The organism is Bartonella sp. AP280QHHD, assembly GCF_042196125.1.
In the GTDB taxonomy this organism is placed as follows: domain Bacteria; phylum Pseudomonadota; class Alphaproteobacteria; order Rhizobiales; family Rhizobiaceae; genus Bartonella.
Map to the genome: position 1 here is coordinate 69,623 of NZ_JBHIPQ010000045.1, position 19,992 is coordinate 89,614.

The 19,992-nt window shown below is 37.3% G+C and carries 21 protein-coding genes; 11 read left to right on the forward strand and 10 right to left on the reverse strand.

What is annotated here, in order from left to right; translation table 11 throughout:
* Positions 1-190 precede the first annotated feature (190 nt).
* Positions 191-1,480 (forward strand): MFS transporter, encoded by a 1,290-nt coding sequence (locus tag ACFIMK_RS06835; protein ID WP_375611247.1) that lies wholly within the window; start codon positions 191-193, stop codon positions 1,478-1,480.
* On the opposite strand, the gene ACFIMK_RS06840 is transcribed toward ACFIMK_RS06835, so the two are convergent.
* The 3 genes from ACFIMK_RS06840 to ACFIMK_RS06850 are packed head-to-tail and all read right to left on the reverse strand — an operon-like array spanning position 1,477 to position 2,355.
* Complete coding sequence (locus tag ACFIMK_RS06840) at positions 1,477-1,740, reverse strand: hypothetical protein (RefSeq protein ID WP_375629333.1); 264 nt, start codon at positions 1,738-1,740, stop codon at positions 1,477-1,479. The two genes, ACFIMK_RS06835 and ACFIMK_RS06840, sit on opposite strands and share 4 nt — an antisense overlap.
* Positions 1,730-1,909: a hypothetical protein gene (locus ACFIMK_RS06845; RefSeq protein WP_375629223.1), complete on the reverse strand. Its 180-nt coding sequence runs from the start codon at positions 1,907-1,909 to the stop codon at positions 1,730-1,732. Before ACFIMK_RS06845 ends, ACFIMK_RS06840 begins: the two co-directional genes overlap by 11 nt.
* Positions 1,909-2,355 carry a DNA polymerase III subunit chi gene (locus tag ACFIMK_RS06850; protein ID WP_375629226.1) on the reverse strand — a complete coding sequence of 149 codons (447 nt, stop codon included), beginning with the start codon at positions 2,353-2,355 and terminating at the stop codon, positions 1,909-1,911. Before ACFIMK_RS06850 ends, ACFIMK_RS06845 begins: the two co-directional genes overlap by 1 nt.
* A gap of 397 nt (positions 2,356-2,752) precedes the next feature.
* On the opposite strand from ACFIMK_RS06850, the gene lptF reads away from it, so the two are divergent.
* From lptF to rsmA, 6 genes are all read left to right on the forward strand, one after another.
* Complete coding sequence (lptF, locus tag ACFIMK_RS06855) at positions 2,753-3,943, forward strand: LPS export ABC transporter permease LptF (protein ID WP_375693535.1); 1,191 nt, start codon at positions 2,753-2,755, stop codon at positions 3,941-3,943.
* Entirely contained in the window at positions 3,940-5,031 is a 1,092-nt protein-coding gene (gene lptG / locus ACFIMK_RS06860; RefSeq protein WP_375693536.1) for an LPS export ABC transporter permease LptG, read from the forward strand. Before lptF ends, lptG begins: the two co-directional genes overlap by 4 nt.
* Positions 5,032-7,392, forward strand: a complete 2,361-nt coding sequence (locus ACFIMK_RS06865; protein WP_375629234.1) for an LPS-assembly protein LptD — start codon at positions 5,032-5,034, stop codon at positions 7,390-7,392.
* 109 nt (positions 7,393-7,501) lie between these two features.
* Entirely contained in the window at positions 7,502-8,458 is a 957-nt protein-coding gene (locus tag ACFIMK_RS06870) for a SurA N-terminal domain-containing protein (RefSeq protein WP_375629237.1), read from the forward strand.
* A complete protein-coding gene (gene pdxA, locus ACFIMK_RS06875) occupies positions 8,458-9,471 on the forward strand; it encodes a 4-hydroxythreonine-4-phosphate dehydrogenase PdxA (RefSeq protein ID WP_375638099.1) in 1,014 nt (337 codons plus the stop codon). The genes ACFIMK_RS06870 and pdxA overlap by 1 nt, the downstream gene beginning before the upstream one ends.
* Positions 9,462-10,292, forward strand: a complete 831-nt coding sequence (rsmA, locus tag ACFIMK_RS06880) for a 16S rRNA (adenine(1518)-N(6)/adenine(1519)-N(6))-dimethyltransferase RsmA (RefSeq protein ID WP_375638098.1) — start codon at positions 9,462-9,464, stop codon at positions 10,290-10,292. The genes pdxA and rsmA overlap by 10 nt, the downstream gene beginning before the upstream one ends.
* Before the next feature lie 29 nt (positions 10,293-10,321).
* Here the strand turns inward: rsmA and gmk are convergent, their stop codons facing one another.
* The 7 genes from gmk to ACFIMK_RS06915 all read right to left on the reverse strand — a co-directional run bounded on the left by gmk (position 10,322) and on the right by ACFIMK_RS06915 (position 16,731).
* The gene (gene gmk, locus ACFIMK_RS06885; protein WP_375638097.1) at positions 10,322-10,999 is read right to left on the reverse strand and encodes a guanylate kinase; all 678 of its coding nucleotides are present in this window, start codon (positions 10,997-10,999) and stop codon (positions 10,322-10,324) included.
* A gap of 299 nt (positions 11,000-11,298) precedes the next feature.
* Positions 11,299-12,408 carry an endolytic transglycosylase MltG gene (gene mltG / locus ACFIMK_RS06890; RefSeq protein WP_375638096.1) on the reverse strand — a complete coding sequence of 370 codons (1,110 nt, stop codon included), beginning with the start codon at positions 12,406-12,408 and terminating at the stop codon, positions 11,299-11,301.
* A 96-nt stretch (positions 12,409-12,504) separates the two neighbouring features.
* Positions 12,505-13,767 (reverse strand): beta-ketoacyl-ACP synthase II, encoded by a 1,263-nt coding sequence (fabF, locus tag ACFIMK_RS06895; protein WP_375622331.1) that lies wholly within the window; start codon positions 13,765-13,767, stop codon positions 12,505-12,507.
* Positions 13,768-13,868: 101 nt separating this feature from the next.
* Entirely contained in the window at positions 13,869-14,105 is a 237-nt protein-coding gene (locus tag ACFIMK_RS06900; RefSeq protein ID WP_004860281.1) for an acyl carrier protein, read from the reverse strand.
* Between the two features lie 260 nt (positions 14,106-14,365).
* On the reverse strand, positions 14,366-15,103 hold the full coding sequence (gene fabG / locus ACFIMK_RS06905) for a 3-oxoacyl-[acyl-carrier-protein] reductase (protein WP_375638095.1): 738 nt from the start codon (positions 15,101-15,103) through the stop codon (positions 14,366-14,368).
* Between the two features lie 18 nt (positions 15,104-15,121).
* Positions 15,122-16,066 carry an ACP S-malonyltransferase gene (gene fabD / locus ACFIMK_RS06910; protein WP_375612933.1) on the reverse strand — a complete coding sequence of 315 codons (945 nt, stop codon included), beginning with the start codon at positions 16,064-16,066 and terminating at the stop codon, positions 15,122-15,124.
* A gap of 77 nt (positions 16,067-16,143) precedes the next feature.
* Complete coding sequence (locus ACFIMK_RS06915; protein ID WP_375612934.1) at positions 16,144-16,731, reverse strand: undecaprenyl-diphosphatase; 588 nt, start codon at positions 16,729-16,731, stop codon at positions 16,144-16,146.
* Positions 16,732-17,066: 335 nt separating this feature from the next.
* On the opposite strand from ACFIMK_RS06915, the gene rpsF reads away from it, so the two are divergent.
* The 4 genes from rpsF (at position 17,067) to rplI (ending at position 19,474) form a co-directional block, all read left to right on the forward strand.
* The gene (rpsF, locus tag ACFIMK_RS06920) at positions 17,067-17,474 is read left to right on the forward strand and encodes a 30S ribosomal protein S6 (protein ID WP_375612935.1); all 408 of its coding nucleotides are present in this window, start codon (positions 17,067-17,069) and stop codon (positions 17,472-17,474) included.
* Complete coding sequence (rpsR, locus tag ACFIMK_RS06925; RefSeq protein ID WP_012754957.1) at positions 17,474-17,722, forward strand: 30S ribosomal protein S18; 249 nt, start codon at positions 17,474-17,476, stop codon at positions 17,720-17,722. Before rpsF ends, rpsR begins: the two co-directional genes overlap by 1 nt.
* A 149-nt stretch (positions 17,723-17,871) precedes the next feature.
* The gene (locus ACFIMK_RS06930; protein ID WP_375638094.1) at positions 17,872-18,852 is read left to right on the forward strand and encodes a hypothetical protein; all 981 of its coding nucleotides are present in this window, start codon (positions 17,872-17,874) and stop codon (positions 18,850-18,852) included.
* Positions 18,853-18,877: 25 nt separating this feature from the next.
* Positions 18,878-19,474, forward strand: a complete 597-nt coding sequence (gene rplI, locus ACFIMK_RS06935; RefSeq protein ID WP_273791080.1) for a 50S ribosomal protein L9 — start codon at positions 18,878-18,880, stop codon at positions 19,472-19,474.
* Positions 19,475-19,992 lie beyond the last annotated feature (518 nt).

Below are 19,992 nucleotides of genomic sequence, written 5' to 3' on the forward strand. Positions count from 1 at the left end.
AGCAGTGTCTTTATCTTATTCAATATGGATAATATATAGAGCACTTATTCATACTCATCAGCCCATAATCATTGTTCTAATATATAACGAAGTGTCATAATATTGACTCGACACTGATTTGAAATTTCTATAGTTATAGTCAGTTAACTCGTCATTTGATTTGTCATATACTGAAAGGGACATTCTATTCATGTCTATAAACTCAGAAATGAAAGCTACAAGCAACAGAAACTCCCCTCGTCGGATTTTATTTGCAAGCCTTATTGGCCCAACAATTGAATTCTTTGATTTTTATGTCTTTGGCACTGCCGCAGCTCTTATATTTCCTCATGTGTTTTTTCCAACACAAAATGATCAAATTGCCATTTTACAATCTTTCCTAATATTTGGAGCAGCCTTTTTTGCCCGCCCTTTTGGATCAGTTGTTTTTGGACATTTTGGAGATAAAATTGGAAGAAAAGCAACACTTATCGCTTCTCTTCTCACAATGGGTCTTTCAACAGTCATTATTGGTTTTCTTCCTACTTATGAAATAGCTGGGTGGTTTGCCCCTTTCCTCTTAACCTTGTGCCGTATTGGACAGGGAATTGGATTAGGAGGAGAATGGGGAGGAGCTGTTTTGCTCGCAACAGAAAATGCCCCTCCAGAAAAGCGCGGCTGGTATGCAATGTTCCCCCAATTAGGCGTTTCAATAGGTTTGTTTTTATCTATTGCTGTTTATTTGGGTCTGCTGCATTTCCTTGATCGTGAAGAACTTTTAGCCTGGGGATGGCGTATTCCTTTTATTGCTTCAGTTGTTTTTATGATTATAGGATTATGGGTCCGTCTTTCAATCAATGAAACTGTTCAATTCAAAAAAACTCTTGAAAGTAAAAAACATGTCAAAGTTCCTATCATAGATGTCTTTTTAAAATGTCCACGAATCCTATTTCTTGGAATATTTTCTGGTATGGCAACTTTTGTTTTGTTTTACTTGGTTACTACATATTTGTTAAGCTATTCAACAAACCATTTGCAATTGCCATTTCATCAAGCTCTTCAAATCGAAATTGTCGGTGCTATTTTTTGTGGGATTTTTACTGTCATCACGGGAAGACTCGCTGACCGTATTAGACGTAGAACTTTGATGATTTGGATTACAATCATCACCGGTATTTATTCTTTCGCAATTCCTTATTTCTTAAATTCTGGAGTTATAGGAGTCCTTGCAATGTCTGTTATCGGTTTGTCTCTCATGGGAATGATATACAGTCCTCTTGGTGCTGTTTTGGCTTCACCATACCCAACAGCAATTCGATATACCGGTTCTTCTATTACTTTCAATTTATCTGCTATTGTAGGAGCATCTCTCGCGCCTTATATTGCAGAATATCTGGTGCAACATTTCGATACATCTTATATCGGTTATTATTTGCTTCTTGCTTCTTTTATTTCACTGATTTGCTTCGTCGGATTTACAGATGATGAAATATCCAACTAAAATATAATAACGAAGAATAAAATAAGGACTGGCGGCAAAAATGCTGCCAGTTTCGTTTTTAAAGATAGGGGTTGAGGTATTTTCCACCACAATATTCCTGCAAACAAGGCACTCAAAAAGAAAAATAAAAAATCTGCAATATTGCTTATATAAGAAACAGCAAACATTTCTGATAAGATATGCGTTGTCCCCAACCATGAAACGCAAAAGAAGGCCAACATCACAGCCCATAAAACAAGCAAAATTCGATCAATGATCATCATTATGGCGTTTCGTTTTTTTAATTATAGTCCATATATTTAACATGCCTAAAAGAAAAATCACAATAAAAACCCAACGCCCTCCCCCTGAGCCTTCCGTAATAAAAAGTGCAGGATTTACTATTCCCAGTAATCCTATAAAAATCAGAACAATAGATACAAGACGCATTAAATCTGTTTTTCCCAGCGACGATCTTCAGTCTGTTGCCAATACGTTAAATTATGATTTTCCATTTTATATTTTTTCCACTGTGCACGAACGAGATTCAACTGCTCTTCACTTCTACCATCAAATATCACGACAAGCCGTTGATAAGCATCAATATCCGAACAAACAGCTCCCTCTATGAGAAAACGAATCTTTGAATCATTCGGATTTTCTTGTCCTGTCGTAAGAAATACAGGCTGAAAGTTTGGATATTGATCACACTCCGTTCCATGTCCAATAAATGATTCATCAGTATAAACCCATAAATGTATATCTATAGAATCGCGTTGTTCTTTACTCACACACTGTATTGTTACTTTACCAAAACGAGCCAATGCACGCTCCACAAGCGTCGGCAAAATATCCTTCAGCGTTGACTGCGTCAAATGATAGAATAAAATATCCAATCTCTTAAGCTTTCATCATTCTTTATAAAAAAGCTAACATCTTTTTAAAAAAACTTCTATATCCCTAATACAAAGGAAACGGTTCAAGATATAAACCCTCTTTTTTGATTGAGATGCATTATCTTTTTGCACGTGTCTTTAAAAGACAAAAATTTTTATCTTCAACGTTAATAAAAAAGTTTTTTAAGTTATTTTCTAGATTCTTTGTAGACTATAGTTGAAAATAAAATATAATGTACGGAAAATTTAAAGAGGACCTCATAGGCAATTTTATATTATTTATTTGGTAAAAATATCCAATTCATGAAAGGATATTTTTACAAACTTTATTACATTTTAACCGAAAGCAGTAAGAATATTTGCTATCGAATTAAAAACTGAGGATTTTCCCCAATTTATGCGTATTATTGAGTTCTACATCCTGAAACGTGTCCTTGTTTTGTTTAGTTCTGTCATGATTGCAGCAGTGGGCGTTAGTTGGACTATACAAATTCTTGCACGGATAAACTTTCTCACAACAAGTAAACAAACACTCCTCACAGTCTTACAATTTTCACTCTCATTGGTTCCTTCTGTTATTTTTGTTGTCATTCCGTTTGCATTAGTTATCGCAATTACAACCATCCTCTCAGCAATGCATCAAGACTCAGAACTTGCTGTCATCAATGCCTCTGGTTTTCCTAAAAGTACTGTTTGGAAACCTATCCTTCTTCTTGCTATTGTTGCATCCTGTATCTCCTTTTCTATAGCTAATTTTGTTGTTCCTCAAGCGCGTCTTCATATGCGACAAATGCTAGCAAGCGCTCATTTTGATCTTATTAATCTATTCATTAGTGAAGGGAGCTTCCAAAAACTCGCCAATAACCTTTACATAGAAATTGGCGAACGAAATCCAAATGGAACACTTGAACGCCTTTTCATTGCCGACCAGCGTGATCCTAAGACTGATCTTTTTTATTATGCAACAGACGCATCCATTGTGAGCAATAAAAACGGCAGTTTTCTGGTTCTCAATAACGGTGAAATAGAAAGAGTCAATCATCAAAATAACAGTGTTTCAATCGTGCAATTTAGCTCATATACTTTTAGCCTAGGAGAGTTTATCCCCAGTGATAAAACACCTACTCTTTATCCAAAAGATCGGTCTCTTTCTTATTTACAAAACCCTGACCCAAAAGATCCCTACTATCAACGAAAACCACTCCAATATAAAGCTGAATTTCACCGCAGATTAACACAATGGCTCTACCCTATTGTTTTTTCACTTATTGCATTAGCAGCCGCAGGGGATGTACGCTCCCATCGACAAGCTCGTCATTCCACAAATCTCTCGGCAATTGCCCTCTCTTTTCTGGTGTATTGGATAGGATATTTTTTCGCAGAAAAAGCAAAAAGCGATCTTGCATACGTTCCTCTCCTTTATATTATACCTATAGGAACAAGTGCATTTGTCTTTTTTATGCTTTTAACGAATCATAAAATTGGGCTTCCCACAAAAGTTAATGAGATACTTCAAATCGCTTTTCAAAAAATAATGAACAAATTTGAACAGCGAAAATCTCAAGATTCCTCGGATAAAATATCATGATTGGGTGGACACTTGGACGATATTTTTTTATACGTTATCTTAAAATAACTTGTTATTTCTGGGGAAGCATTTTTGTTCTTGCTCTTTTAATCGATTTCACAGAGAATTCCGGTAGGCTATCTTCCCTTCCGCATTATACAGCAAAAGATGCATTTTTCCTCTCTGCTTTACGCATCCCTTTTATCATGCAACAACTTATCCCTTTCATTGCACTCTTTTCTGCAATGGCAACGCTTATCTCGCTCAACAAAAAACTTGAACTTGTGGTGACTCGTTCAATCGGTATTTCTGCATGGCAATTTCTTATGCCAGCTTGTTTTGGAGCTTTTCTTTTAGGATTATTTTCAATTCTTCTCATTAATCCACTTGCTGCATGGGGATTTTCTCAAGCAGAAAAAAAGATGACTGAATGGCGCAATCACAATGTACTAACACCTCTTCACAATACAAGTATCCACTGGTTAACACAACGTACAAATTTAGGCAGAACAACCATTGGTGCTAAATCTATCACCGATCAAGGACTTTCTCTTCTCGATGCAACCTTTGTACAATACAATGACAATGCAACCGTTAAAAATTGGATTAACGTCCCAAAAGCAACCTTGACTAATGGATTCTGGCTATTAACAAATGGAACAATCTATAAAATAGGGCATCCTCCTGAAAAATTTACCGTGTTGCAAATAAAAACCAATCTAAAACCTGAATTTTTAACGGAACGTTTAGTGAATCCCGCAACTATTCCATTTTACCAATTGCCAAAAAAAATTATGATTGCACGTTCATTTGGCTATTCTGCTAATAATTTTGATATGTATTTCCAATCTCTGATTGCATTACCGGCATTGCTTGTGGCAATGACCCTCATTGCAGCAACTGTATCTTTAAATTTTACACGTTTTGGGCAATCTAGAATGTTGATTCTTGGTGGCGTAATAGCTGGGTTTATGCTTTATGTTATTTCCGTACTTGTTCAAGCTTTCGGTAATGCTGGATATATTCCACCAATTATTGCAGCTTGGACACCCGTTGTTATTGCGTTATTCTTAGGAATCTCTTTTTTACTTCATAAAGAGGATGGCTAAGTGAAAGCATTAACACTTAAAAAAACTATTTTAACAAAATTAAGTGCTCTCGCTTTTAAAAGTGTTGTGGGGGTTATTTTAGGAGGTGCTTTATCTTATTGTGCGCACGCTCAAAGCCTTCAATCTCCTTCTCAAAGTCGCATTCAAAATCCGGAACCTCCTCTTTTGCTCTCTGCGGATGAACTCATCTACAATCGTGATGAAAACACTGTTTCTGCACACGGTAATGTCCAAATCGAATATGATGGCAATAAAGTTGTCGCTCAAAAAATTATTTACAATCAAAAAACAGGACGGCTTATAGCACAAGGGAACGTTGAAATTACTCAAAAGGATGGTAATAAAATTTATTCCAACCAAATTGATATGACCAAAGATCTTGGCGAGGGTTTTGTAAACGCCTTACGTATTGATACAGCCAACAATGTTCACTTTTCAGCCCAAAATGCTACACGCAAACACAATCACATAACAGTCTTTGAAAATGCAACCTATACAGCCTGTGAACCTTGCTCTTATAAACCAGATCGAGACGTCCTATGGAAAATTAAAGCAAGAAAGATCATATGGAATAATAGCGTCAAAAAAATTCGGTTTGAAAATAGCAGTTTTGAAGTTTTTGGTGTACCGATTATAAAATTTCCAAATTTTGAGATCTATGATCCAACTGTCAGGCGTGCTAGCGGTCTGCTTACTCCTCATTTTTTTTATACTGATTATCTCGGTATGGGGATAAAGAATTCTTATTTCTGGAATCTCGCCCCCCATTATGATTTTACCCTTTCTTCTACGGTTTATACCCAACAAGGGCTTTTAACCGAAGGGGAATGGCGTCAGCGTTTAAAAACGGGCCGTTATAACATTCGCTTTGCTCATATATATCAAATGAAACCGCATAGATTTGATAATGATACGATTGATGCCCAACATAAAAACCGTTATATGCTGGCGACAAAGGGGGATTTTCGTATTAACTCACACTGGACTTATGGATGGGATATTCTTGCACAATCGGATCGGCATTTTAGTCGTGCCTATAAACTTGAAAACTATAACAATCCTACACAACTTTCTCAGATCTATTTGAATGGTCTTGCAGGAAAAAATTATTTTGATATGCGTTTTTATCATTTTAAAGTTCAAGATTCAATACTGAATGATCCTCATTATGAACGTCACTCTCGACAAGCGTGGGTCTTACCACGCATCGATTATTTTTTCACACCAGATGAACCCATTTATAATGGAGAGCTTACCTTCCATAGTAATATGCAATCAGTTTATCGTCGCCATGCTGACTTCAGTTCACCCGACCAGAACGGAAACCCTCTCAACACAGTAAAACTTTCTGGTATGGCTGGAAATAGTTTGCGTTTAACAAACGAGCTTCAGTGGAAAAAGCGCTTCAACACGCACAACGGACTCATCTTAACCCCTCTTCTCTCTCTACGAGCTGATATCATTACAACCAATGCAAGCGAAAATCACACAGATTCTATAGAAAACAATGCCTTATCCGCAATTCATGGTTCAGCAATTCGTGGCATGGCAACAGCAGGGTTGGAACTACGTTATCCCTTCCTCATTACAGCTGATCATTCTACACATATTATAGAACCAACTGCACAAATTTTTATACGCAATAATGAACAATCTATTGGACAAATTCCTAATGAAGATGCTCAAAGCTTTGTCTTTGATGCAACCACTCTCTTTCAACGAGACAAATTTTCTGGTTATGATCGTGTAGAAGGTGGTACAAGAGCCAATATAGGTATAAGATATTCTGGAAGCCTTAATGATAATTGGTCTCTTTATGGTCTCATTGGACAATCCTTCCATCTAGCAGGAAAGAATTCTTTTGCAGAAAAGGACTTTATCAATGTCGGTACTCATTCTAGCTTAGAGGCAAAACGTTCAGACTATGTTGCAATGTTTGGTACAACCCATAAAAGTGGTTTTTCCTTAGAAACGCGTGGACGCTTTGACAAAAAAACAGGAAAAATCCGCCGTAGTGAAATCGAAGCATCACAAAAATGGCAAAATTTTTGGGCGGCTCTACAATATGCCTATATCGCAAAGCAACCAGATTATGAATATTCTCAAGAGCGCCAAGAAATTTCTTTTCAAACAGGACTTAAATTAGCAGATTATTGGTCCATTAATAGCAACGCCGGTTATGATTTAGTATCTGGTACATTTATAAAGCGAGGAATTAGCTTGAGTTATATGGATGAATGTTTCGGGTTAACATTCGGTTATCAACAGGTAACGAATCCAGGCAGGAAAGCACCCTTGCAAAACTTTAATTTCTCTCTTTCATTGCGTACGATTGCAGATATCGGAAAAAAGATAGATTAATTTATAAAGGGAATGTATCAGTCATTTAACTTATCATTGTTTTTATGAAAGAAAGCGTGTATTTTAAGTTGTTGATGAGAATTAATAAACAATGCGAAAGCCTATTTACATGAATAAATTGAAAAAGCGTTTTCTTGCTTTATTTTACATTGCATCTTTGAGCGTAAGTAGCCTGCTAATAAATGGATTTTTGATTCCGACAGTCTTTGCGCAGACTTCTATTGTTGTTACAGTTAATGGCAACCCCATCACAAATTATGATATACAACGACGCCTTGCTTTTCTCAGGCTACAACAAAAGCAAGGCAATTTGGTGGCACAGGCTAAAAAAGAGCTTATTGATGAAAAGCTAAAAAATATTGAAATAAAACGTCGTAATATTGAAGTAAGCAATGATGAAGTTGATAGAGCTTTTGAGAATTTTGCGACACAAAATAATATGACGATTGATCAGCTCAACCAGATTCTGATCCAAACTGAGATCACAGTGCAACACTTTAAAGATTACATCCGTGGACAAATAGGATGGGGGCGTCTTGTTAGCGCACGCTATCAAGCTGAAACAGGTATGATTAGCGAACAAGAAGCTGTACGCAGAATATTAAAAAATGGTGGTGTAAAACCTTCAACCAACGAATATACATTACAGCGAATTGTTTTTGTCATTCCTGCACATCGTCGTTCAGAGATCTTTGAAAGACGTCAAAGAGAAGCAAGTAATTTTCGCGCACATTTCCGTGGATGTGCCAATGCTCACAATCAAGCAAGAGGTATTTTAGACGTTACTATCCGCCACTTAGGAAAGTTTCTGGAGCCACAACTTCCTAATGCATGGGAACAAGCTATTCTTGAAACGCCTGCTGGAAAAATGACAAAATTACAAGAAACATCTGATGGAATCGAAGCAATTGCTGTCTGCAAAATAAAAAGAGTTTCTGATGATTATGTCGCTCGACTGATATTTTCTCTTCAAGATAGTAAAAAAAGAAGCCCGCAAAAACTTGAAGAATTAAGCGACAAATATTTAGAAGAACTGCGCCGAGTGGCACGCATTCAAAATTCATAATGGCTGCTCTTATTGTTAGCGGTGGTGATCCTGCCGGAATTGGTCCTGAAATAGTACTAAAAGCGTGGAATTTGCGTGTTACGCGCCAAATTCCACCTTTTGTACTTCTTGCTGATCCAGATGTTATTCGTTCGCGCGCTCGTTTTTTACAGATTGATGTTGAGGTGCAATCTGTTTTAATCAATAATCCTGCAAAAAATTTTCAAAAAGCTCTTCCTATCATACCGTTAAAAAACAAACAAAGTGATCAATTAGGTATACCTTCATCGAAAAATACAGCTGGAATTATTGAAGCAATTAAACGCTGTGTTCAATTGATTCAAAATGGCCATGCATGTGCACTTATCACTTGTCCTATTGCAAAAAAGAGTCTTTATGATGCCGGTTTTCGATTTCCAGGTCATACAGAATTTTTAGCCGATTTAGCCCATAAAGCTTTTCATAAATGTTATCATCCAGTTATGATGTTAGCAGGACCCCGATTAAAAACAGTACCAATAACTGTTCATATTCCATTTAAAAATGTTCCTTCACAGCTTACCCGTGATTTAATTATTCAAACGGTACTTACTACTGAATATGACTTAAAAACAAGGTTTAAAATAACGTCACCCCGACTAGCTGTTGCTGGTCTTAATCCTCATGCTGGAGAAGGAGGTGCAATGGGAAAAGAAGATATTGAAGTTATCACTCCTGCTATTGAATATCTTAAAAAGAAAGGACTCAATATTGCAGGCCCGCTGCCTGCCGACACAATGTTCCATGAATGCGCAAGAAAGGCATATGACGTTGCCATTTGTATGTATCATGATCAAGCCCTTATCCCTGTTAAGACATTAGACTTTGACAGCACTGTTAATGTCACGTTAGGTCTACCTTTTATTCGCACATCTCCAGATCACGGAACTGCTTTTGACATTGCTGATAAAGGGATAGCCTCTCCTGAAAGCTTTATTGCTGCTCTTAAACTTGCAAATCAACTTGCAAAAAATAGTTTAAACCCATGCCAATAGATAATCTCCCTCCTCTGCGTGAGGTCATTGATATATATGGATTACAAGCGCATAAATCTTTGGGGCAGAATTTTCTTTTTGATCTTAATTTAACATCTAAAATTGCTCATCAAGCAGGCAATATAGAAGGAAAACCTGTTCTTGAAATTGGTCCAGGTCCTGGAGGTCTCACACGTGCCTTGCTAGCAAAGGGTGCCATTGTAACAGCAATAGAACGCGATGAGCGCTGCATACCGGCTCTCTTAGAAATAGAAAAACACTATCCTAAAAAATTAAAAGTTATTTGTAATGATGCACTGAAGCAAGATTTCTCAAAACTCTTTGAAACAAGCCCTGTAAAACCGCGCATTATTGCAAATCTTCCCTATAATATTGGGACACAACTCTTATTAAATTGGCTTTTGACTGAACCATGGCCTCCTTTTTATGAATCAATGACATTGATGTTTCAACGTGAAGTTGCCAAACGGATTACAGCTAAACCTCAATCTACTCATTATGGACGTCTTAGTGTCTTAACTGGCTGGCGTACAACTGCTAAAATTGCTTTTGATGTCCCCCCTCAAGCCTTCATACCAATACCTAAAGTAACGTCTTCCGTTGTTCATATTATTCCGCGAACACAACCTCTTGCCTGCTCTGCACAAAAACTAAGCCTCGTCACAAAAACCGCCTTTGGGCAAAGACGAAAAATGCTTCGTCAAAATCTCAAAACACTTGGAGGTGAAGAGCTATTAGAAAAAGCTGGAATTGATGGAATGCGCCGTGCTGAAACGCTCTCGGTTTCTGAATTTGTAACTTTAGCGCATCTAGTGCTCTAAAACATGCACTTTGTGTTATAAAACCTTTTTTAATCACAATATTTATCGATTTTTTCAGCAATAAGCCCATCAACAAAAGAACCAAGATAAGAACAACGCTCACGTTTTACGGTTTCAGCTAAATAAATTGATTTAATAAAAGATAAAGACTGATCTAAATCTTCGTTAATCACAACATAATCATAAGAAAGCCAATGCTTTAACTCCGTTCGTGCATTTTCCAATCGCAAATTGATAGTATCTTGACTATCTTCTGCTCGACGATGTAAACGCGAAACAAGCTCTTTCATTGATGGTGGAAGAATAAAAACAGATACAGTGTCTCCTAGCATCTTTTTTTGCAGCTGCTCGGTACCTTGATAATCAATATCAAATAACATATCTTGGCCAGCATTCAATGCGCTTTCAACAGTTTCACGTAAAGTGCCATAATAATTTCCGTGAACTTCTGCCCACTCAATAAATTCATTCCTATCACGCTTATATTCAAACTCTTCCTTTGAAATAAAGTAATAATGCAGCCCATCTACTTCACTAGGACGCCTTTTCCTTGTGGTCATACTTACGGAAAGCTCTAATTGTCCCTCTTTTAGAAGTAATCGAGAAATTGTTGATTTACCAGCACCTGAAGGTGAAGAGAGAATAAATAAAAAACCGCGGCGTTGATTCATTTTTATAGTACTCAATTTACTTTCAAAGACTGTCATTACATCACTCTACTTTGTTCATAAATGTTTCTCCAAAGTTTGAATTATACATTATCTCAACCTTTCCCCTAATCAATGTGTTTTCTTAGCAATTCTCAATGTTATTCTGCTCTTTTTTGAGATAAGGTATTAGCAGTGTATTCACTTCTTTCTTAAATATTTTTATCCATACGCTAATCCCACTTGTGACAGACAAGGAAATAATTTTTTATCATTCTCATAAAAAGTTTAAATAGAAAAATTTTACTATATTTGAGATTTTCATTTACGATGCAAAAAGAGGTGTTATCACTATAAATTCAATGTTTTGCCTTTAATTCTCGCCACTTGCGAACATTCATATTATGTTCTTCTAAAGTTCGAGAAAAAACATGCCCTCCTGAACCATCAGCAACAAAATAAAGTGCATCACTGCTTGGTGGATGTGCCACCGCTTTTAAAGAATCTCGACCTGGATTTGCAATAGCCGTTGGGGGCAAACCATTAATTTTATAAGTATTATATGGTGTTTCCTTCTCAAGATCTGAACGATAAATTGCACGACCGGATGGTTTTCCTTTTCCTCCGAAGAGACCATAAATTACTGTTGGATCCGATTGAAGACGCATATGCTTTGTAAGGCGGTTATAAAATACCGCAGCAACCATTGGTCTTTCTGCTGCAATTCCCGTTTCTTTCTCAACAATTGAGGCTAATATAACAAATTCATCAATTGATTTAATAGGTAAATTAGGTGAACGCGTAGCCCATATAGCATGAATTAATTTTGTCTGTCCTTCACGCAACCTGTTTACAATCTCTTTACGCGTTGTTCCCCGAATAAAACGAACAGTATCCGTCATTAAATAACCTTCTGGAGGCAAAATTTTTGGAAGGTCTCCAATCAAAATTTCATTCGCAGCTAATCGATCGAAAACTTGCTGAACCGTTAAACCTTCAGGTACTGTAAATGTATACTCTATAGATTTTCCTTTCACAAGAATATCCATAATATCCTGCATCGAAGCATGAGCTGGAATTAAATATTCACCAGCCTTCAGATGCGTTGTTTTTTGGTGATAACCAACCCCATAAACAAAAATATCTGATGATCGAATGAAACCACGTTTTTCTAGCAATGAAGCAATTTCACGAATTCCGGTACCAGGATGGATAAGAACAATTTGTTCTTCCTCAATTTTACCCTTTTCTTCAAAAATACTTTTTCCAATATAAAGAGGAATACTTATGGCAAAAAGAATAATCACAATCAGCATAAGAAAAAAATGACCGAGAATGACAAACGGATTACGGACGATAGATGATTTCTTTCGTTTTTTATGTATTAACATGTCATAACTATCTGCTAAATGATTCGAAGAGGAATCACTTACGTCCTTTAATGATTTTCCATTTTTCACATCGGACATAACCCCTCAATAGCGATTAAGGATAATATTATAATTTCTTATTCACCTTATAATAAAGTAGAAAACTCAAAAGCAAAAATTAAATAAAAATACTTATTATCCCCTAAAACGTCGCATCACCAACGATGCATTTGTCCCACCAAATCCAAAAGAATTAGAAAGAATCGTATCAATCTTTCGTTCACGCGGTTTGTGTGGTACAAGATCGATTTTCGTTTCAATCGATGGATTGTCAAGATTAAGTGTCGCTGGGGCTATATTATCCCGTATAGCTAAAATAGAAAAAATAGCCTCAGCAGCACCGGCTGCACCAAGTAAATGCCCGATAGATGATTTCGTTGATGACATAGAAACTTGTGGTGCATAACTCCCTAAAACACGCTCAACAGCCGCTAGCTCTATGGAATCAGCCATCGTAGATGTACCATGAGCATTAATATAATCAAGTTCACTTACATTCACTTGTGCACGCTTAAGAGCAGCTATCATACTACGCTGAGCCCCTTCACCACTTTCTGAAGGCGCTGTAATGTGGTAAGCGTCACCAGATAAACCATAGCCAATAACCTCAGCATAAATACGCGCCCCTCGTTTTTTGGCATGTTCCAGCTCTTCTAAAACAACAACAGCTGCTCCTTCCCCCATCACAAAACCATCACGATCAGTATCATAAGGACGTGACGCCCGTTCAGGATCATCATTGCGACAAGTGGAAAGAGCTCTACAAGCTGCAAAACCTGCAAGAGATATCCGATTTATTGGAGATTCGGTTCCCCCTGCCACCATGACATCTGCATCACCAAACATAATCAAACGTGCCGCATCACCAATCGCATGCGCCCCTGTTGAACAAGCCGTTACAACAGAATGATTAGGCCCCCGTAAACCATATTGAATAGACACATAACCAGAAGCAAGATTAATCAAACGACCTGGAATAAAAAAAGGAGAAACACGACGTGGACCCTTATCACGAAGCGTATAACCAGCTTCAACAATACCCTCAACTCCCCCAATTCCCGAGCCAATTAACACGCCTGTACAAATCTGATCTTCATCACTCTTAGGAAACCATTCGGCATCTGCAAGCGCTTGGTTAGCAGCTGCCATTGCATAAACAATAAATGCATCAACTTTACGTTGCTCTTTAGGTTCCATATACAAATCAGCATTATAAGTCCCCTCTGTTCCATCCCCTAAGGGGATACGCGCAGCAATCTGGCATGGCAAATCTGACACATCAAACTCAGTGATACGTCGGACACCACTTCTTCCTTCAAGAAGTCGTTTCCAACTATATTCAGTATTACCAGCTAATGGAGATACCAACCCTAAACCAGTAACAACAACACGTCTCATAACTTCTAACCTTGAACTAAACTTCACCTCTCAAAGCTCTCTTTTCAAAAGAGCTCCGAAGAATATAGGCAAAAGCAATTTATGCCTTTGCCCTTTAGTAATCACGCAGAAGCTTTATCAATGAACTTGACTGCATCGCCAACTGTAAAAATCGTTTCAGCAGCTTCATCTGGAATTTCTACCCCAAACTCTTCTTCAAAAGCCATAACGAGTTCAACCGTATCAAGGCTATCAGCCCCTAGATCATCGATAAAGCTTGCATTTTCTACAACTTTATCAGCATTAACCCCAAGATGTTCCACGATAATTTTCTTAACGCGCTCTACTGTATCACTCATGTTGAAATCCTCGAATTTATATTTCCTATAATTTGGTTAACTATATCGGTTCATCTAATCAAGCAATAGATGCATTACTTTAAAAGATTTTAGTAATGATTTAAAACATCCTGTGGATATCCCCTACAAAATGAACCAATCTGACATTCCGACATCAATTGATCAACGACCATATTAAAGAAATAGATGCATCTATCCATTTCAATCGTTACTATCTAAAATAATACAACTCATAAATCAATGTGGAATAAAATAAATACTCAAATCATTGCCATTCCACCATTGATATGGAGTGTTTGACCTGTCGTATAGGCTGCTTCATCGCTTGCTAAATAAACAGCAGTAGCGGCTATTTCTTGCCCACTTCCCATACGTTTCATCGGAATCGCAGCCATAATGGCTTCTTTTTGCTTTTCATTAAGCTTGTCTGTCATTGCGGATTTAATAAATCCTGGAGCAATACAATTGACAGTGATGTTTCGCGAAGCAATTTCTTGTGCCAATGCTTTAGAAAAACCTATCAAGCCTGCTTTTGCAGCACAATAATTCGTTTGTCCAGGGTTTCCCACAACACCAACAACAGATGTAATGTTAATAACCCTTCCATAACGGCGGCGCATCATAGAATGTATTAATTCACGCGTCAAAAGAGAAGCAGCTGTTAGGTTAACTTCTAAAACATCATCCCAGTCTTTATCTTGCATACGCACAAAAAGACCATCCCTAGTGATTCCCGCATTGTTAACCAAAATATCGACGCCATCCATTTTTCTCTCTGCAACTTCAGCCAATTGTTTCACCGATTGGCGTTCAGAAAGATTAGCGGGAAATACAAAAACATTCTGCCCTAATTCTGCCGCCACTTCTCTGAGCTTTTCTTCACGTGTTCCATGAAGTCCAACAATAGCTCCTTGTGCATGAAAGCAGCGTGCAATTGCCTCACCAATTTCTCCCGAAGCCCCCGTTACAAGAGCTTTACGCCCTGTTAATCTAAACATTTTTTAACTCCTTATAGATTAAACGCCAAGCATGCCTAGCGCTGATTCTATTTCATCAACTGTTCCAATTGTTACCCCCTTTATATCTTTGTTAATACGACGCGTTAAACCTGTTAATACTTTTCCAGAACCAACTTCAAAAAGCGTATCAACCCCATTCGCAGCGATCCATTCTATTGTTTCACGCCATCGCACCCTCCCAGTCACTTGTTGGACAAGAAGAGTAGTAATACGCTCTGGATTGCTCTCAGGTGCAACAGAAACATTGGCAATCAAAGGAACAATAGGGGACATTTTGTTAACAGTCAAAAGTGCTTTCTTCATGGCATCAGCAGCAGGTTGCATTAAAGATGAATGAAAAGGTGCAGAAACAGGAAGAAGAAGTGCACGTTTTGCACCTTTTGTTGATGCAATCTCTACCGCTGCCTCAACTGCTTTTGCTTTACCGGAAATAACAATTTGCCCACCACCATTATCATTAGCAATCTGACATAGTCCTTCTCCAGAAACAGTTTCACAAATTTCTTCCACAATGTGCTCTTCTAAACCAATTAATGCAGCCATAGAACCTTCACCAACCGCGACAGCAGCCTGCATAGCATTGCCACGAATACGCAAAAGTCTTGCCGTATCTGTGAGAGTAAATGTACCAGCAGCACAAAGAGCCGAATATTCGCCTAAAGAATGACCAGCAACAAACCTTACCTTTTCTTCTATACGAAGCCCTAATTGTTTCATCACACGAATGACAGCCATAGATACAGCCATTAATGCCGGTTGTGCATTTGCTGTTAACGTTAAAACATCTGCTGGTCCTTCAAAAATGATCTTTGATAATTTCTCACCCAAAGCATCATCAACTTCCTCGAAAACCATCCGTGCGACAATAAATTGCTCTGCAAGCGCTTTCCCCATACCAACAAGTTGACTCCCCTGCCCTGGAAAAATAAAAGCTGCACCCATTTATCAACTCCTAAAACTGTACAATTAAATTATTTTCTTTTGACCTTATTCATCCGCACAAATCAATATAAAGCCCTTTATTTAAAACGAATACCACACCTAAAATTATATTTTAAGGGCGGAATTTGATATAAAAACTTAGGAAAATAGGGTGCTATAAACTGAATAACACCCAAACTTATGAGACTTCCTAAAAGTGCACCTGCTAAAATATCAAAGGGATAATGTACACCCACAAAGATGCGCGCCCAACAGATCAAACACAAAAATACGGTGGCAAATTTAAAAGTAACTTTGTATCGGTAAAAATAAAAGTTAGCTGCATAAGATGCAATGGTCAAGGCATGATTACTAGGAAAAGAAGCTGTTGCACGATGTTGAATAAGCGGTGTCGTCAGCCCTACCACGAATGGGCGAGGATGAAAATAAAAAAGAGAAATGAGATAACCTATGAAAAGAGATGCACAAATACTCATGCAAATGCTTAGCACAACACACCGTTCCCTCTCCCCACCACAAAACCACAACGCACAAAGATGGAGAGGAATAATATAAATTAAAAACTTTGCACAAAAAATACTAAACAAAACTACAATCGACCAAGCTTGATGATTGCCGACAAACATTTCAAAGAGTGTAACATCAATCTGGTTTAAAAAGTCCATTTTTCCCTCCTTTGCCTTTATATTACAGTATTATCTTTTTGTAGAAGAAGGAAATATATCAAGATTTAACAAATCAATTTTTTTGTGTGCATAAACTTGCTATTTTAAAAGATAACCTGTAGATATGAAATATTCGTTGCCGGCACTTTAGCTGGAGGTTGAACGGAGGGCTGTAAAATATCAGTAGGAAATACAATGTTTCCGGCCTCCCGTATCTCCGCTCTGAGATGTCTCGAATTGTAAACGCGTCCTTTCTTCTTTGGATTTCCAAAAAAGACAAGTCGCAGAGGCTTTGCGCTAAAACCGGTGAAATTTAATTGAAGAAAGGCAAAACAATGGCTCTTTATGAACATATGTTCCTTGCCCGACAAGACATTGCACCGCAGCAAGTTGATGAACTTTTGAGTCTCTACAAAGGTGTCATTGAAGCGCATGGTGGAAAAGTTGGGCGTATAGAAAATTGGGGACTTCGTCCTCTTGCTTACCGTATTCGTAAAAACCGTAAAGCTTATTATGTCTTAGTCAATATTGATGCACCAGCTTCAGCAATTGCTGAAGTGGAGCGTCAGATGCGCATCAATGAGGATATTTTGCGTTATATGACCATTCGCGTAGAAAAACACGAAAAAGAAAAATCTGCTATGCTCTCACACCTTGATCGCAATAGTCACATTGGACATGATGAAGAGCGTCCTCGTTTTCCACGTCGTCAACGTGAAAATACTATAGAAGGGGTAGAATAATGACTGATACTAATCAAAACTCTGCACGTCGCCCCTTTCATCGTCGTCGTAAAACATGTCCTTTTTCAGGGACCAATGCTCCCAAAATTGATTATAAAGACATCAAGTTGTTACAACGTTATATTTCCGAACGTGGGAAAATTGTTCCTTCACGGATTACTGCTGTTAGTCAGAAAAAACAGCGTGAATTAGCTAATGCTATCAAACGTGCTCGCTTTTTAGGCTTACTTCCGTACGTTATAAAGTAAGCAATCAATACGCTATGCAACTGGAGAGTTTCTCCAGTTGCATTTCTTATATGGTTAAAAAATAGCTTGTTGTATCCTATGTTAAGCTATTAAATGTCAAAGTTGGGGTATTGACACACCTCTAACTGCAGAAAGCAGGACAGCAATAAATGAAAAAAAATCGTACTTATGAGATATTAACCGGTATTTTGGCAGGATTATTTGCTGTTGTGATAGGACTGGCAATCATCAGTGTTGCAAATATCGCGCCCTTTTTTTCTCTTCTTCTTGGCTGCTTTCTTTCATTGCCAATTTTTATTGTTGCGTTCGGTCAAGGAACATTAGCCAGTCTCATCGCCCTCATAAGTGCCACTGTTGTTCTTATCATAACCACTAATACCTATATTGCTCTTGGCTTTATGTTCTTATTTTTCCTTCCTGCTGTCTATGCTTCTTGGCTTCTTGGGCTTGCACGACCAGCGCAAAAAGAAAACGAACTGATATGGTATCCATTATCATCGGTTATTTTTCATTTAACTAATTTTATCGCTCTTATAGCAACTTTCATTGGGCTCTATGTTCAAACACGTCCTTCCACACCCATCGTTGCAAAAAAAATCACCGAAAACATAGCACAAACTCTGCAACAAACACAGTCAATAAAAGAAGCCGATATACGCGCTTTTAGTGAGCTTTTAATGACGCATACAGCAACTTTTACTGCTTTTTCTTTGACTATTTATAGTTTGGTTTTTCTCATTGGTAACCTTTACTTTTCCATGATAGCAGCACAACATATGAAATGGCTGAAAAGACCCCGTGATGATTGGAGCGAAACTCTCCGCCTTCCCATTTCTGGAATTGTTATTTTCATTATTGTTTGCATAGCATCGATGGTTGAGCTGAGCGCTTCTCTTAACTTGAGTACCCGTGTCTTTAGTACTGCATACATTGTCATCATATTAATTAGCGGTCTAGCATATCTTCACAATATTACAAAAGGGGTAAACGGTCGGATTATTATACTTTCTCTTGTTTATATTGCTATTTTTACAGTCGTTTTTACTCCACCTATTGTTTTCATGATGCTTTTGATGGGAATTTGGGCTGCTATTCAATACAATTTTCAATCACGCAAAAAACTCCACTAAATTTATTTGTTCGAAAGGAAAAACTATGGATATTATTTTACTTGAGCGCATTCCTCGTCTTGGTCAGATGGGTGATATTGTCTCAGTTAAAGATGGTTATGCGCGTAATTTTCTCTTGCCTCAAGGTAAAGCTTTACGCGCAAATGAAGCTAATAAAAAACATTTTGAGGTACAACGTGCACAACTTGAAGCACGTAATCTTGAACGCAAAAGCGAAGCGCAAAAAATTGCTGAAAAACTTGATGGACAATCATTCATTGTTGTTCGTTCTGCTGGTGAAACAGGACAACTTTATGGTTCTGTGTCAACACGTGATATTGCTGAAATCATAACAGATGAAGGCTTTTCTATTGGAAGAAATCAAATCGAACTTAATCATCCAATAAAAATGATCGGTCTTCACACTATCACTCTTAGCTTACATCCAGAGGTTCAAATTTCTGTGATTATTAATGTTGCGCGTTCTACCAGTGAAGCACAACGCCAAGCAGAAGGTGAAACCCTCACTTCGGCTAAAGAAATATATAATATTCAAGAAGAATTATTAGAAGAAAGTCAGGAAGAATTATTGGCAGAAGAAATTAATGACAACGATATAAACAGTTCTCATCAAGAAGCTTAATTGCTATTTTTGCTTTCTGTTTTATATTTTTTATTCCATTTTAAATATCGCTCATAAAATACTCACACTTTAAAAGTGAGTATTTTATGGCTATCGTACATAAAGAACCTAATTTTTATGAAAGAATTAGAAATATATTATTTAAAGGCATTACATGCCGAGAATGATAATATCACTAAGAGTGAAATGTCTTTTTTTTCCAGCATATAAAGCAAAAATAATTTAAAGTTCTACCCTTAAGGCTAAAGTTTGTATGAGCGTTAAGTTGATTATATCCTCACATGATCTGAAATAATTTCAGTTATAAAAAAATAATTCTACTTACACAGATATTGGAATTTTAAGGTTAAGTAACTTAAAAATACTTAAATTTAGAGTAGCAAAACTTCCACTTTAAAATCACATATTATAAAATAAAATAGATAGACGTTATATAAATAATACACAAATGATAAATGAGGAACGAAAAGAGAGTTTTTAAAAATTATATAATTTTAACTTAAAATGAAGATTTGTAG